Origin of the sequence: Bacillus sp. TH25 (assembly GCF_016650935.1) — a bacterium.
Classification (GTDB): domain Bacteria; phylum Bacillota; class Bacilli; order Bacillales; family Bacillaceae_G; genus Bacillus_A; species Bacillus_A mycoides.
Window position 1 is genome coordinate 898,833 of the sequence record NZ_JAEKEU010000009.1, and the last position, 15,742, is coordinate 914,574.

General features: G+C 34.1%; 11 protein-coding genes and 1 pseudogene. 3 read left to right on the forward strand and 9 right to left on the reverse strand.

Translation table 11 applies throughout. The features are described 5' to 3' along the window. Window positions 1-649 precede the first annotated feature (649 nt). Both JFT89_RS09120 and JFT89_RS30160 read right to left on the reverse strand, forming a co-directional pair. A pseudogene (locus JFT89_RS09120) lies at window positions 650-1,335 on the reverse strand (IS6 family transposase). A gap of 184 nt (window positions 1,336-1,519) precedes the next feature. Continuing rightward, complete coding sequence (locus tag JFT89_RS30160) at window positions 1,520-1,723, reverse strand: hypothetical protein (RefSeq protein WP_235712618.1); 204 nt, start codon at window positions 1,721-1,723, stop codon at window positions 1,520-1,522. A gap of 798 nt (window positions 1,724-2,521) precedes the next feature. On the opposite strand from JFT89_RS30160, the gene JFT89_RS09125 reads away from it, so the two are divergent. Next, on the forward strand, window positions 2,522-2,860 hold the full coding sequence (locus JFT89_RS09125; RefSeq protein WP_201039794.1) for a hypothetical protein: 339 nt from the start codon (window positions 2,522-2,524) through the stop codon (window positions 2,858-2,860). A gap of 227 nt (window positions 2,861-3,087) precedes the next feature. On the opposite strand, the gene JFT89_RS09130 is transcribed toward JFT89_RS09125, so the two are convergent. The 3 genes from JFT89_RS09130 to JFT89_RS09140 form a co-directional block, all read right to left on the reverse strand. Continuing rightward, entirely contained in the window at window positions 3,088-5,334 is a 2,247-nt protein-coding gene (locus JFT89_RS09130) for a putative mucin/carbohydrate-binding domain-containing protein (protein ID WP_201039795.1), read from the reverse strand. A gap of 266 nt (window positions 5,335-5,600) precedes the next feature. Continuing rightward, complete coding sequence (locus JFT89_RS09135; protein ID WP_201039796.1) at window positions 5,601-7,592, reverse strand: DUF3472 domain-containing protein; 1,992 nt, start codon at window positions 7,590-7,592, stop codon at window positions 5,601-5,603. Window positions 7,593-7,732: 140 nt separating this feature from the next. After that, complete coding sequence (locus JFT89_RS09140; protein WP_201039797.1) at window positions 7,733-9,979, reverse strand: M60 family metallopeptidase; 2,247 nt, start codon at window positions 9,977-9,979, stop codon at window positions 7,733-7,735. 454 nt (window positions 9,980-10,433) lie between these two features. Between JFT89_RS09140 and tnpA the strand changes: the two genes are divergently transcribed. Together tnpA and JFT89_RS09150 are read left to right on the forward strand one after the other, a co-directional pair. Continuing rightward, a complete protein-coding gene (gene tnpA, locus JFT89_RS09145) occupies window positions 10,434-10,832 on the forward strand; it encodes an IS200/IS605 family transposase (protein WP_016093708.1) in 399 nt (132 codons plus the stop codon). 11 nt (window positions 10,833-10,843) lie between these two features. Continuing rightward, window positions 10,844-11,956, forward strand: a complete 1,113-nt coding sequence (locus JFT89_RS09150; protein ID WP_201039798.1) for an RNA-guided endonuclease TnpB family protein — start codon at window positions 10,844-10,846, stop codon at window positions 11,954-11,956. Window positions 11,957-12,575: 619 nt separating this feature from the next. Here JFT89_RS09150 and hfq read toward each other — a convergent pair. From hfq to JFT89_RS09170, 4 genes are all read right to left on the reverse strand, one after another. After that, complete coding sequence (gene hfq / locus JFT89_RS09155) at window positions 12,576-12,764, reverse strand: RNA chaperone Hfq (RefSeq protein ID WP_002203963.1); 189 nt, start codon at window positions 12,762-12,764, stop codon at window positions 12,576-12,578. 39 nt (window positions 12,765-12,803) lie between these two features. Further along, the gene (locus JFT89_RS09160; protein WP_201039799.1) at window positions 12,804-13,127 is read right to left on the reverse strand and encodes a transposase; all 324 of its coding nucleotides are present in this window, start codon (window positions 13,125-13,127) and stop codon (window positions 12,804-12,806) included. A 248-nt stretch (window positions 13,128-13,375) separates the two neighbouring features. After that, a complete protein-coding gene (locus JFT89_RS09165; protein ID WP_002069660.1) occupies window positions 13,376-13,654 on the reverse strand; it encodes an AbrB/MazE/SpoVT family DNA-binding domain-containing protein in 279 nt (92 codons plus the stop codon). A 332-nt stretch (window positions 13,655-13,986) separates the two neighbouring features. Next, a complete protein-coding gene (locus JFT89_RS09170; RefSeq protein ID WP_016097110.1) occupies window positions 13,987-15,408 on the reverse strand; it encodes an MBL fold metallo-hydrolase in 1,422 nt (473 codons plus the stop codon). Between the last annotated feature and the right edge of the window lie 334 nt (window positions 15,409-15,742).

Here is a 15,742-nt window from a genome sequence, read left to right on the forward strand (position 1 = left end):
AAAAAATGAATTGAACTTTCATAAATAACTGTAGGGATATAAAATTTTCGTTTTGGGGGTTATTTCAAAATCTTAGGTTGATGGGTATGTGGTAGGGCCCTGTATTTGACTCTTTTTCTACACCTAGATATTCTAGTGTTCGTTCTAACACAAGTGCAGCCTGTTGATGTGTGAGTGTGCCATGTTGGTTAAACTTAGTAGCCGAAACACCTCGGATAATTCCTGCATCGTATAGGGCTTGTACATCATAATGCCGGCTGCGAACGTATTTACACCGAGAAGATGAGTGGGGCAAAAGATGATTGCCCAGAACTGGTATGCTAGCTGTTCTTGCAGAGTTTGAGCGTGATATTATTCGTGGAAAGCCTCTTCGTAAAGATCATACGTAAATACAAACAAAACCAGCAAAACACCTCTTCTGTGTCGTACTGTTTTTGTTGAAGTCCATCTAGAATTGTAGCTAGTTCAACGTGATTGCAAATTCCGAGTTCGGCGCGCCAGCAAATACAACCGTTCCGTTCTTCGGCAGTTTTAACTTTGTTATTGCCGCTCACAACGGTAAAATTGACACATACTCCCTTCTCATGATTCTGGTGCAAAAATAAAATATAGGAGAATAAAGCACATATATTCCTAACGGAATCGTATCTTATGCTGCAAGCCCAAACAATTGATGGATGAATTCTTTCTGATTTTGGACAGACTGGTCCCGTAAATCAAGCTGCTCTTTTTTAATCATATGCATGGCTTCTACTCCAGAAAGAATGGATGTAGCTGTGTCAAACATAGAACGGATTCGCTTCTTTATAAAGCGATGATCTTGTTCTACTATGTTATTCAAGTACTTTTGTTGTCTAAGTTGCATACCATCAGGTATTCTTTTTTCAACTGTTCAATTGCTATAGGATAAGCCGGGTTCTTATCGACTGTTATAACACGTGGCTTTGAAACATGAAAAGACCGCAAAGCTTTCTTGAAAAAGCGCTTTGCAGCCTTCTGGTCTCTTGTTTTGTTTAGGAAAAAATCAATTGTGTTTCCTTTCGAATCAACAGCACGATACAGATACATCCATTGACCTTTTACTTTGATATATGTTTCATCGACTCTCCAAGAGTCATTTGTTTGTTTGAGGTGACGGCGGATTCGTTTGTCCAATTCAGGACCATACTGATGAACCCAACGCATAATCGTTGTATGAGAAATGGATAAACCCCGTTCTTCTAGCATTTCCACCAAATCACGAAAACTGAGGTTGTACCGTAGGTACCATCTTACCGTTAACAAAATAATATCAGGCTGATAATGCTTCCATTTGAATACATTTTCCTTTTCCATACCAATCACGCACCCTTTTTAAAGTCATAGTAACAGTATGTCCAAGATTTATAGATTCATTGCAATTGTCCTTAAGTTTTTGCACCAGAATCAACGAACGCGTTTTGAGAGAGTATCTCCATGTTTTAAATACCTTCGTTGCTTTAAAGAAGCTGTTCTTTATTCAAGAATAGCTTCTGGTTGTTTAATAATTTTTATCCAAGAACAAAAGTAGATAACTACCTGCACAAAGAAAAAATGCAACTCGGGTTATGATATAAATTGAAAATTCAAATGAAGTTAGTGTTCTTTCTCTCTTAATCTTTTTAAAATGCCTGTAATAATAAAATGAACATAAGAGTAGTATTATTGCTGATAATTGGAATGTATTTTCCAATAGATTAACCAAAAAATCAACTCCTCACAATGACGGTAGAATATGTCCTATTACAATAATCCACTCGTAAAATCCTGCTTATTTCTAATCTAGTCCTAAAATAAGCACAATATAATAAAACAAATGAAATTACAAATATTGTTCGTTTAGACCAGATCTTAAGTATTAGGGCGATTATCCCTAAAATTAAACTGCTAATGCTTAAGGCTAATTCGATGTATGCAACCGCATATATACTAAACTGCTGCGAAAATAAACTTTTGAATAGAAGTTTACTTTCCAATAATCATTAAAACGGACGTATACGTCATATGTATCAAGCCTTTCTTTTTTGGTGTAAAAATTGTTTTATCACATTAAGAGCATCCTACACAAGGATTCTCTTAATGTGATAAGGAGTTAGATATGAGTGAATAAGGAACAACGTAGGGTTGTCCCTATACTTGTCCTTATCAAAAGGTGACATAATAACAGCACTCGTTTCCGCTAGTACTTTGGTAAAAAAGGGATTAGATGAAATATAACTTGTTTTATACTATATGCTTGTCTCCTTTAAAGTGTGAAAATGAAAAAGAGCACTCTCCTTAAGTGCTCTCTCGCAAAGAATATCGGTAATTATATTTGCAACCGTTCTATATAAGTGTATGCCTCTGAATTATCTTTATGTCTGAAATTGTTATTATATAATCCATTACGGCAGGTGATATTTCGTATAAAAAAGAGCAACCATACATCACTTGCTCTCATACTGTTTACTTTTAATATATATTATTATATTTTAGTAAGCAAAACTACTAAAGGAGGAAATCTATGATTAACGCAATAGGTATAGCTTTCATTATTTCCTACGATTTGGCTAATATAGATAGTTTTCAAATCGAACAAAGTAATGCGCTTATTGAATCCATCAGTTCTCGAAAAATGATAAATAATGAAGGAAAGCCTGTATTAGAAATAGCATGTAAATATAACATTCTAATGAATGAAGATACTGAATGCATAACTATTAATGATTACACAGGAAAGATATCACCTTTTCTTCGTTCAATAGTAGGACCAGGTCTTGTCATAACTGAAAATTATTATTTAAACCATGTTGATAAGCCCACTAAGCATATAAAAGAAATTATAAAGGAACTTTTAGAATAATAAGGGCAACCATGCATTCGGTGCCCTTTCGTCAAATGTCTATGTTATTACTATAAATCATTTTTTCAATAGGTAACATTCACGGAACCCAACATTGGAAAACCACTTTATTTTATTGGCTGTAATTTCCGTTTTGGAGGCACTTCAAAATGTTAGCTTCATGGGAATGAGGGAAACCCCATAATTACCCTCAACATTTGGGCGTAGTTTCAATATATATTAGACCCCTATGTTAGTGGCTTCCATAATGCCAAAGCGAATATCCAATTTGAGTCACCATTTCCTTGATGATTTTGAACAGCTTCATACACTTTCCCTTGATGTTCTACTTTGTCGCCCTTTGTATATGCCTTCCTCGGATCCCATTTTTCATAAGATACATTTTGATCTTTTGTTTTTATCAGAAGAATGTTACTTTGATTTGATGTATTTCCAGCTGTATCTACAGCCTTCACTGCATATTTATATTCCTTATTAACTTTTAGGTTTTGATCAGTAAACGTCGTTCCTTGTACCGTTTGAATCAATTGTCCATCACGTAATACCTGATATTCTTTTACACCTACATTATCTGAAGAAGGATTCCATTTTAGCTCTACACTGTTAGAAGTAACATTGCTTGCATATAATCCTTGTGGCTGTGTTGGAGCCTCTGTATCTGGCTTAGGATTAACAATTTGATTTACTTTCTTCAGGCCATCCTTTGTAACCTCATACATTACCTTTTTATCAAAGCTTTCGTGCTTATTATTATCTAAATTTATTAACGTTGCTCTCTCTTCACCTTCTAGGTGTGTAAGTTCAATAAAATCGCCCACTTTTACTGGGACTGTTTTTGATTCAGCATTTTGCTGTTTATTCCCATAAACCTCTTTGTTATAGACCAATTTACCTGATGTGTTTTGCACTTTAATACTTGCATATGTGCCATCAAAGTAATGGTGTGGTACACCTGCTTTTAGGTCAATTTGCATTTCTTCTGTTGATTTATTTAAATTTACTTTTGCGAATTCAAAATCTCCAATCCCTTTCAGTGACCATGAAAACTGTTTTCCTTCCAAAATATCATCTGTATTTGGTACATGGCTTTTTATTTGAGTAAGAAGATCCATCATCGGTCGCGGTTCATTCTCAAAAACAGAAATGATACTGTTATTTAATTCTTTCCACTCAGCATCTGTTACATTTGGATTTTGTAACATAAGAGAAACGTAATCTTTCCATACTAAAAAATTGATTGGTAAAATATTGGTGGATATTTTATAAATTGCAATTTTATTATCTGCTGAAGTGATCGCTTTCGCTAACCAGCCTAATCGCTCTGATTGATCTAGTTTTACTGGGTCACGTTCAGCATTTTCAAATAGTAGCATATACGGTACTTGATTTGTCGGGCTATTATCTGACCAAGGAATAACAGTTGCATCATGACGGCTCGATTCACCCCATCCGGATATATCATTTCCTAAATTCCAAGAAGATGGTTTGTTATTCCATATGAGTGCACAATGTCCAGGTTGTCCAACAGGCATAGCTGCCACTCCAAAGGCTTGGCTTACTTGCGTACCAAACTTCGAAATATTACCGCATACCCCGCCAAATCTGTAAATGGAAGAAAGATTCCAACCTAAACCGTAGAATGCATCATTTCCAGCGTGAATGCTAACTCCATCTTTGTTATGGGTTGTATATTTAATCAAATATGCACTTTCCCCTACCTTATCTTGACTTTTAAGTTCTGGATGTTCCGTATTAATCATATTTCTTGCCCAAGTTAAATCTTCTTCTGGTGACCAAGTATTCACTACTAATCTTAAATGCCAAACATCATATGTTCTAAAGCAAGGAAGTAACTCGTTATTTTGATCTGCTGATTTATAATGTTGGTATCTTGTTAATGGATTAATAGGTTTATTGTTTGTCCAATATTTTATAGGTTCAGCATGAGCTAAAGATGTGGATATCGCTAATTTCAAATACAATCCTTCGTGAGAATCTGCATCCGCATTCCAGATTGTATGCCATATCTCAAGTGCATTTACAGGATTTTTTCCAGTTGGACTACCACCTTCAAGATAGGTATTCATCACATCTGTATTTTTCATAGCCCAGCTAAGAAATCTTTGATGGTCAGCATCTTTTTTAGCAAATGCATCCATTGTTGCAGCACCTGTTTGTGATATGAATTGCCACTGAGCCAAAGCTGCCGCAAATACTTGATCTGCAAGCTTCTTTTTTAAATTCTCTTCAGTAATACCCCCAATATTTCCATTCAGATATGCTGTGAGATTATTCAAATGAGCTTCAAAATTACCATTTGCAATTGCTTGATCCGTTTGTTGGCCCAATGTTTCTAAAGTGAATGTCTCTTGATTGAATGACATTGTTTCAGCTGAAACCTTTGTATGCGGAATCGTAGCAATACTTCCTAAAATAATCGGCATTGTTAATAATAAAGATGAAATCCTTTTCAAAATAATTCCCCCTTTTTTGTTTTTGACCTTTGACTGCTGCATGATTCTCGTTTATATAAAATAATTTCCATACTTAAAGGCATGAGGAATTAAACAGCCAACATGAATATAATTTGATAGTTTCCTAACCTTTCGCAACTGGCTGACATAGTGGAATGCACCTTAGTCCCTATAACTTTCACTAATTTTACCTTTATCGAATTTCATTCTCAGATGAAATCATAACAAATTTCATTTTATAACGTGGTATTCCCACGCCCATCAACTTAAAAATTCAAAGTAAGTGGTTTCCATAACGATAAGGCAAATATCCAATTCGGATCACCATTTCCTTGATGATTTTGAACAGCTTCATACACTTTCCCTTGATGTTCTACTTTGTCGCCCTTTGTATATGCCTTCCTCGGATCCCATTTTTCATAAGATACACTTTGATCTTTTGTTTTTATCAGAAGAATGTTACTTTGATTTGATGTATTCCCAGCTGCATCTACAGCCTTTACTGCGTATTTATATTCCTTATTAGCTGTTAGATTTTGATCAATAAACGTCGTACCTTGTATTGTTTGAATTAGTTGTCCATCACGTAATACCTGATATTCTTTTACACCTACATTACCTGTAGAAGGATTCCATTTTAGTTCTACACTGTTAGAAGTAACGTTGCTTGCATATAATCCTTGTGGCTGCGTGGGAGCTTCTGTATCTGGTTTCGGATTAACAATGCTATCTACTTTCTTCAATCCCTCTTTTGTAATCTCATAGACTGCTTTATTACCAAAACTTTCCTGCATGTTCTTTTCCATATTTGTAATAGTAGCTCGGTTCGCTCCTTCTAAATGTGTGAATTCGATAAAATCGCCTACTTTTACCGGAACTTTTGCTTGCTCAGCATTTTGTTGCTTATTTCCATAAATCTCTTTGTTATATACTACTTTACCTGATGTGTTTTGCACTTTAATACTTGCATATGTACTATCAAAGTAGTTATGTGGTACACCTGCTTTTAAATCAATTTGCATTTCTTCTGTTGATTTATTTAAATTTACTTTCGCAAATTCAAAATCTCCAATCCCTTTTAGCGACCATGCAAATTCGTTACCTTCTAAAATGTTTGGAGATTCATTTTTGATTTGTACCTTTTTCTCAACAGTTTGATCAAATAAATCTGTTAATATAATTTTTGCATAAGCATTTGTAGATAATAGTATAGATTGACTAATCTCACTTTGATAAGATTTAATATTATCAATTATCCCGATTGGTTGTCCTGTCATATTTTCATCATTATAAATTTCAATTTTACCTTTAAATTGTGGTGTGCTATTTTCTTTTAGTTTCCAGGATACATTTAATTTTTCATTTTCATAATATATAGATTGTATATCAAAATCTAGTTTTCCTATTTCAGGTTGAGTAGGTTGATTTAGTGTGAATATTTTTCCTGTTCCAATGGTAGATTGAGTATTACCTCCTGCTTTGACCCATACATATTCTGAAGTCGCTCCTCCATCATATTGATAAGAAGTATCATGCTGTCCAGAAATACTTTGATTATTCCAAGAATTCCATTGTTTATCTAATAACTTTCGACTATAACCATTTTTTAGGCGTGCTTCTCGAACATCCTGTCCATTACCAGCCCAGTCTTCTTGAAACATTCCTAATCCATGATTAAATGCAACATTAGCAATTGGAAAGTCCATAATTGCAATTAGATGCCATTTATTCTTTGTTACATCTTTCATCCATTGTCCAAATTTAGTATGACCATTTTCTTGCCATGAACGCATTGTCATTCTGTACCAATTGTGGTCTTTCCAACCATAAGTTGTTTGAACCTTCAGTCCTGTTCCTTCTCCTCCAAAGAGTCCAGCTTGTGAATTCGGAGATAAGTATTCGGCCTTTATTGCTTCTTTAGAGGCAATTGGATCCCATAAGGCAAAATGTAAAGTACGCTTTCCTTTTTCATCAGACCCACTTTGTTGTTGAAAACCAGCATATCCTCCAGCTTCACCCCCTGCATTCCAGTTGTGTACAGCCCAATACGTATAAGGTGCAGTCTGAACTGGTGACCAGTCTATACTAATAATATCTGAGGAAGCTGTATTTTGTGGACTCACATAAACTGAAGGAGCAGCTGAACGTGTTACTGCTTTAGTGTGCGAAATAGACGTTCCAAACATAGAAAACATGCTACATGCTGCGGTAATTATAATAACTTTATTAAATCTTTTTTTCGTTTTCTGACTAATCACTAATCTACTTCCTTTTCTAATTTTTATTTTTAAATAATAACTTAGTAGAGAAATCTATCAAAATTCAAGTAACATCCAGTAATTCTTTAAAATACTGACCCAATCTATGATGTTCTATATTCACATCTGATTCTTACATATTAATTGATTGTAAGTGGTTTCCATAAAGATAACGCAAATATCCAATTCGGGTCACCATTTCCTTGATGATTTTGAACAGCCTCATACACCTTCCCTTGATGTTCTACTTTGTCTCCCTTTGTATATGCCTTCTTCGGATTCCATTTTTCATAAGATACATTTTGATCTTTTGTTTTTATCGGAAGAATGTTACTTTGAATTGATGTATTTCCAGCTGCATCTACAGCCTTCACTGCATATTTATATTCCTTGTTAGCTGTTAAGTTTTGATCAGTAAACGTCGTTCCTTGTACCGTTTGAATTAGTTGTCCATCACGTAATACCTGATATTCTTTTACACCTACATTATCTGTAGAAGAATTCCATTTTAGCTCTACACTGTTAGAAGTAACGTTACTTGCATATAATCCTTGTGGCTGTGTGGGAGCTTCTGTATCTGGTTTCGGATTAACAATGTTATCTACTTTCTTCAATCCCTCTTTTGTAATCTCATAGACCACTTTATTCCCAAAACTTTCCTGAATGTTTTTTTCCATATTTGTAATAGTAGCTCGGTTCGCTCCTTCTAAATGTGTGAATTCGATAAAATCGCCTACTTTTACCGGAACTTTGGCTTGCTCAGCATTTTGTTGCTTATTTCCATAAATCTCTTTGTTATATACTACTTTACCTGATGTGTTTTGCACTTTAATACTTGCATATGTACTATCAAAGTAGTTATGTGGTACACCTGCTTTTAGATTAATTTGCATTTCTTCTGTTGATTTATTTAAATTTACTTTCACAAATTCAAAATCACCAATCCCTTTCATCGACCATGCAAACTGGTTTCCTTCTAAAATATTCGAAAAATTCGGTGTATCCGGTTTAACCGGATTAGAATCTGTACTTTTCCAAATTTCAGCCGTTAAATTTGGATACCCTAGTGCCGCTACTTTTTGGATTGTATCATTATTTGGGCGTAATCCCCATTTCTCAAAAAACGGAATTAAATTTTGTTTTGCTGCCTTTGATGCTGAAATCATAAATAATTGTTTTTTCGTTTCATCAGTTTGTGGAATCTCATTTGAAGGCATGTCTCTATACAGCTGATGCAACTTAGGATAGAAGTCTTCTCCGTACGCTAGTTGTAATTGCCAAAGCATTACAACTTTAACAAAAAGGTCACTAATGTCATCATAATTTTTATTAGGTTGTTCTAAGTATTGAAATGCCTTAGTATAAGCGCCCTCTTGTTGCAATCTAAAAGGTTGATTAGATGTAAATGCTTTTTCTACAGCAAGGCTGTAAAGATTGACTTGTACCTCTGTCATATTTTTAAAGTTCCAAGGCGTTTGTTGTCTCATATGTCCTGCCTCATGCCAAGGTCCCCATCCATCATTTGTAAATTTATTAATGTCTAATACATGTTGGATTGCATCTCCTACATATGCAGTTCTGTGAGGATATGCATACATATAATAATCCAGAGAATGGTTATCCTCCACATAATGCAGATAATGTTTATCTACTTGTTCTTCAGATAATCCAGATATTTTATCTTGAATTCTAGTAGCCTCATCCATTTTTTTTAAGAGTTGTACAGGATCTGTGTTAGAGTCTATCAAATATTTTTTAACACGAACTGGGCTAGCAGTAATCAATACGCGCTCCCCTTTTAATTCCACCGCATGTGCATTTGGATATTGATTGAGCATATTTATTAAATCTTGTTTCGTATGCTTTCCAAGTTCAAAGAGAGGAGTAGCCGTTCCGCCTGTTATTACTGTTGTTTGAATGGTACCACCTTGTTGTTTATTATAAAAATAAATCATTCCTCCATTTGGAGATTGAATTGTGTTTGTACCTGGATTTAAAGTAAATGATTTAATTTTGGAATCTTCCCTCCAAGAAGCATCGAACGAGAAAGTTCCAATATATGCTTGTATACTTTGATTTCCTTGTACCTGAATTGTTATTTGTTCATTTGGCTTAGCATATAACCCTGTTGGCTCGTATGCACTAAAATTTCTTTCCCTTCTTTCAATATTTTGAAGTTGGGAGACATCTCCTTTTCCTGGAACTGCAAATACTCGATTTTCCACATTAACAGAATTTTCATTCTGTAACGTTGTAGATACTTTCTTTTGCTGTGCTTGTTCTTCCGCAAAGACTTCTAATGAAGGCGTTATTCCAGTAGCAAACATAGATAATGTGGCAGTTATCATCACTAAATTTTTTGTTTTTTGTTGCTGTCCCCTTTTCATAATATCCCTCCGCTATATTTCCAAATACTTATATATTCATATTATCTATTGACACATATTTACACAATTTAACATAAATATACTCATTTATATAAGATAATGAACATATTTCAATTCACTTGATAAGAAGAATAATCAAATGAATGTATGAGAAAAAGAAGGATTTTAATACGTTTATTATTAAAAACGTATTAAAATCTTTAAAAATGTCAAAATATTAATACATTATGTTTTGGTACAAAAACTTCCAAGCAGTTGTAACTAATCACCTAAACCCGGATATACCAGTACTTTTAACGAATTCCTCGAAAGAATTCTCCTTCCTCAAGCGCGTGAAGGGCGTAGCCCAGCGGTAGATGGGTGATGAATTTCGGTTTGGCGTAGCCAAAAGGCTTTGCTTTTTATTTTGCCTCTGATATAATCAGTCTTATAAAGTATAAGGGTTGGTATATCAATGAAATTAGATAGCAATAATCATTCAGTGTTCTTATTGTATTATCATCTGGTGTTGGTCGTAAAATACAGAAGAAATGTGTTTGATGATGATATGTCAGATTATGCAAAAGACATGTTTATCAGGTTATCCGAGAATTACAACATAACACTGGTAGAGTGGCATTATGATGTTGACCATGTACATATCTTGTTCAAGGCACATCCGAATACAGAAATGACAAAATTCATTAATGCTTATAAAAGTGCAAGTTCTCGACTAATCAAGAGAGACTTTCCACAAGTGAAAAAGAAACTCTGGAAAGAAATGTTTTGGTCAAGAAGTTTTTGTTTACTAACTACTGGTGGTTCGCCAATAGACGTAGTAAAGGAATATATTGAAAATCAAGGTGAAAAGTGAGGTGAAATGATATGACAAAGCATAATAAAGCATATAAATTCCGTTTGTATCCAACAGAAGAACAAGCATATCTTATGCGTAAAACCTTCGGTTGTGTACGTTTCGTGTATAACAGAATGTTAGCTGAACGGAAAGAAGCGTACGAAAAATACAAAGATGATAAGGAACAACTAAAGAAACAAAAGCTTCCAACTCCTGCGAAATATAAAACAGAATTTGAGTGGTTAAAAGAAGTTGATTCATTAGCTTTGGCAAATGCTCAATTAAACTTGCAAACTGCCTATAAGAATTTTTTTAGTGGTCAAAATGACTTCCCAACATTCAAAAGTAAAAAAGACAGAAAGTCTTATACAACGAATGTAGTAAACGGAAATATTATGTTGCTTAATGGTCATATCAAATTGCCAAAACTGAAAATGGTACGTTTCAAACAGCATAGAGAAATACCACAAGACTATATGATCAAGTCATGTACGATTTCTATGACACCTACTGGTAAATACTATGTGTCCATCTTGACTGAATACGAAAAAGAGATTGTACAAAAAGAAGTAGAAACAGTTGTTGGATTAGACTTTGCGATGGATGGATTATATGTTAGTTCTGAGGGTGAGAAAGCCAATTATCCTAAGTTCTATCGTAAAATGTTAGACCGATTAGCAAAGGCACAACGAGTATTAGCAAGACGCAATAAAGGTTCTGAGCATTGGAATAAACAACGTATTCGTGTAGCTAAGTTACATGAGAAGGTAGCTAACCAACGTAAGAATTTCCTTCATCATGAGTCTAAAGATTTGGCTACTAATTTTGATGTTGTAGCTATTGAAGACCTAAACATGAAAGGAATGTCGCAAGCACTTCATTTTGGAAAAAGTGTCGCTGACAATAGTTGGGGAATGTTCACTTCTTTTTTAGCTTATAAACTATACGAACAAGGAAAACAACTTGTGAAAATAGACAGATGGTTTCCTTCCACAAAAGCATGTAGTAGTTGTGGAAATGTGAAAAATATGACATTGTCTGAACGAGTATATTCTTGCATATGCGGTGTAAATCTCGATAGAGATTATAACGCAGCTATCAATATCAAAAATGAAGCAATACGCCTATTAGCGTTAGCATAAATAGCAATAAAATAACCTTTGGAACAAGGGAGTTAGCTCGGCTGTCTTAAGACGAATTCGTTAGCTATCAAAAGTAACGACTAACCGAGAAGCCCCCACTTCAAACAGTCCGTTAGGACGTTAAGTGGCGGGTAGTTCACAAGAACGTAATCCTAATTGGGGTCACCATATCATTTCGATAAATTTGTACGCTAAGAAATTTATAAAGGTTGTAGATGTTTAATAAACGTTTAAAAATATTTTATAACACATCTTTAAACATGATAATCCTTGACTATATAAGTAATGTCTTTAAAGGTATACTTCTATAAAAATTTTTGAGGGAAATGAATAAGTTTTGATAAACCTAATTAAATAAATGATTTGAAAGTAAACTAAACGGCTAAAAGTTTACTTTCATTTTTATTAAAAAAAGAACATGTAGAAATTACTACATGTTCTTTTTGAGTTGATGGCAATATTACAACTTGTTTATATTAGTTTGCTACTTTCATACTTTTGTAAAACTCGTTTTCACTATATGGTGCCCCTAATATCCTGTTTACATTTGTACATATTAACAGATTGGTATTGCATAGATCGTAAAATTTGCCTAGGTAGAGCTAAATACTTTATGGTATTACTTAATGATTGTAGAGATGGCTTGTTTGTATACCAGTTGTTGTTTACCATGAACCATCATTAAGACAGTAAATTTATCTGTTGCAAGGATCTGCCCACGTACTGGAACGCCATTCTTTAAAAATACAGTAACTTCCCCTTTTTTCTCTTTCAATTGTTCATACATATCTTCTTGTAAATTAAACATGAAATGCGCCCCCTGGTTTGTTTGTATTTACTTTTCTTCTCATACCTGCTGCTTTTCACTGTTGGATATAAGTGATTCCCATTCACTTTCTATTTTTCTAAACCATTTTCCTATTTTGCTTAGATAATATCTTTTTACTTCACCATAAAGAATCCAAATTTCACGTTCCTGCGTTTGAATCATCACTTCATGAAGAATCTCATCATGTTCATACTTTCTAGGTTTTCTATGATGTGTTTTTAAAAACTGTGTATATTCTCTACGTAACCAATTAGAAATATGTTCTTTTTGTTTTCGCTTGAGATGTGACCATTTTTTATTTGTTTGAAGGATTTTTCCATTTACTTTTTTGTGGTTTTTCATCGAAACTCATCTCCTTTTACTAGCAAAACGAATATATAACTATCGTATCACATTTAAATTGAAATACTGCTTTAGGGACATATTTCGCAAGAAATCTATGCAAAATAAACAATACATGATCCATTTAGCGGATTAATTCAACATAAAAGTAAATGTAGACTATTTGTGTGGTGTTTTATCTTTTATTAATTATTACGGTACGTGAAATTATAATGTTAAACCTAAAAAAGCCCCTTGAAAGGAGCTTCTTATTTTACAAGGTATTGTTCTATTTCTTTTATTAATAATTCTGCACCTTCTGGACTTAATGCTATCTTACCATTTGCTAATGATATGTTACGATTTGACACTTCTTCTGTTAACGCACAAACACCACCAGGCTGATACCTCTGTAAAATAATGTCTTCACCTTCTACAAAGATCTCTAATGGTGATTTTTCTTTCATACCTAGCGTATTTCTAAGTTCCTTTGGAATTACCACACGCCCTAATTCATCTATTTTTCTAGTTACTCCGGTTGCTTTCATCTAATATCTTTCCCCATTTCATTATCAATTGTACCCAAGTTATTCTTTACTATTGTAACAAGCTTTTCCCATACATGAAAATTTATTTGCATTTACAAAAGAACAAGTAAAATAAATAGAGGATTTTTGGCACGATAACAAGATAAGTAATTGAAATGAAGCAATTCGTCAGCTCGTAGAGAAAGCGTTACGTCTTAAATAATGACTATCCTTTTTATTACCCCTGATTTCTCCCTGTTAATCAAAACTTCCACTGCAGCATCTGCAATATCCCGACAGTCAATAAAAGATGAATGTTGAAAAAAGAAAAAGACATTTTATACTCTTTTAAATTACTTATAGTATGGTAATCCAGACTTCCCCCATGCAAGGAATCCTCCTTTTAAATTGACTACACCCTTTAAACCAGCTCTTTGCAAAATACTAGCAGCTATAGCAGAACGTAAACCCGTCCGGCATTGTAAAACTATAGGACAACCTGTAGGAACTTGATCTAGCTGCTCAAATAAATTACCTAAAGCAATATGTATTGCATCATGAAGGTGTCCTTCATCCCATTCTTTTTTACTACGCACATCGATAACCTTAACACTTCCATCCTTTATTAACGGATATAATTCATCTGATGTTTTTTCCTTATAACTCTCTAAACTATGGAATCTTTGAATTACTTTTGAAGGTGCAAAAGCAATAATATTATCTAAGCCAATAGACTCAAAGTCTCTAATAACTTCCTCCACATTAACTTTTTCCATATCTAAAATGATTAATGTTTCTTTTTTATAGTCTAATAACCACCCACACCAAGTTGAAAAAGAATTGTTATACGGAATATTAATGGATTTTTCAATGTGACCCGCAGCAAAACACTCTACATCCCTTATATCAACAATTTGCTGAACTTTTTTAGTGATTTCTTGGAACTCTTCAAATGTATTAATGCTAATAATATCTCTCTTCTTACGAATTGGTGGACCCAATTTATTTAAATACTTCATTAATGAAAAATACTTCGGAGGATCTGGCTGTCCCGTCAATAGAGTAGATATAAAATTACTTTCTTCATTACACTGAAATGCCCAATTGAGCATCTTTTCATAACCTAATGTAGAAGTTGGAATTGCCCCTAATGCTTTTCCACATGCACTTCCTGCACCATGCGATGGCCAGATTTGTAAATAATCAGGTAGTTTTTTTATTTTTTGTATAGAATCAAATAGTTGCTTTGCTCCTTTTTTAGCAGTGTCTTTAATACCAACAGCTGTTTCTAATAAGTCTGGTCTTCCTACATCGCCTACAAATACAAAATCACCCGTGAATATTCCAATAGGTTGTTCATTTGTATAATTATTCTGGCTCGTGTCAGTTACTAAAAAAGAAATGCTTTCAGGTGTGTGGCCTGGAGTATGAATTACTTTAAATTTTATATGACCAATTTTAAATTCAGTTCCCTCTCTGACAAGATGGTATTGAATCTCATTAAGATACTGATATTTCCAATCACAATCATCTTCATCAGATACATATAAATTTGCTTTATAAAGATGAGAAAGTTCTCTAGCCCCAGAAAGAAAATCAGCATGAATATGTGTCTCAGCCGCAGCAATTATTTCCATTCCCTCTTTCCTAGCATATTCTATATATTGTTCTATACAACGGCTTGGATCAATTACAATTGCTACTCCTTCCTTCTGACAACCAACTAAATAGGAAGCATGTGCTAATTTTTCATCATAAAAATATTTTAAGAGCATGGCTATTCCCTCCTATTTCTTATTTCCTATTACTTTTCAGATTTTAACGAATTCTCCGAAATAATTCTCCTTCCTCAAACGTGTGAAGGGCGTAGCCCAACGGTAGGTGGGAGATGAATTTCGGTTTGGCATAGCCAAAAGCTTTTGACAAACTAGCTATATGAAGTTCTTTGATAACTTGATATATGAGGTTGCAGGAAGAAAATTGAGTGCGAAAACCAAGCCATTCGGTTCCTGCGTAAAATATCAACCGTACCAAAAGGGCGTCCAAGCGTTGGACATCTAGGGATCGAACACCCCGAAGTAACGCTCAGGGAGACGAAAGGTTGCTTTC

Excerpts from the sequence above, each read along its gene's own strand:
- JFT89_RS09125 (WP_201039794.1), top strand. The coding sequence starts at position 2,522 with ATGATTAACGCAATAGGTATAGCTTTCATTATTTCCTACGATTTGGCT.
- JFT89_RS09140 (WP_201039797.1), bottom strand. The coding sequence starts at position 9,979 with ATGAAAAGGGGACAGCAACAAAAAACAAAAAATTTAGTGATGATAACT.
- tnpA (WP_016093708.1), top strand. The coding sequence starts at position 10,434 with ATGAAATTAGATAGCAATAATCATTCAGTGTTCTTATTGTATTATCAT.
- JFT89_RS09150 (WP_201039798.1), top strand. The coding sequence starts at position 10,844 with ATGACAAAGCATAATAAAGCATATAAATTCCGTTTGTATCCAACAGAA.
- hfq (WP_002203963.1), bottom strand. The coding sequence starts at position 12,764 with ATGTTTAATTTACAAGAAGATATGTATGAACAATTGAAAGAGAAAAAA.
- JFT89_RS09160 (WP_201039799.1), bottom strand. The coding sequence starts at position 13,127 with ATGAAAAACCACAAAAAAGTAAATGGAAAAATCCTTCAAACAAATAAA.
- JFT89_RS09165 (WP_002069660.1), bottom strand. The coding sequence starts at position 13,654 with ATGAAAGCAACCGGAGTAACTAGAAAAATAGATGAATTAGGGCGTGTG.
- JFT89_RS09170 (WP_016097110.1), bottom strand. The coding sequence starts at position 15,408 with ATGCTCTTAAAATATTTTTATGATGAAAAATTAGCACATGCTTCCTAT.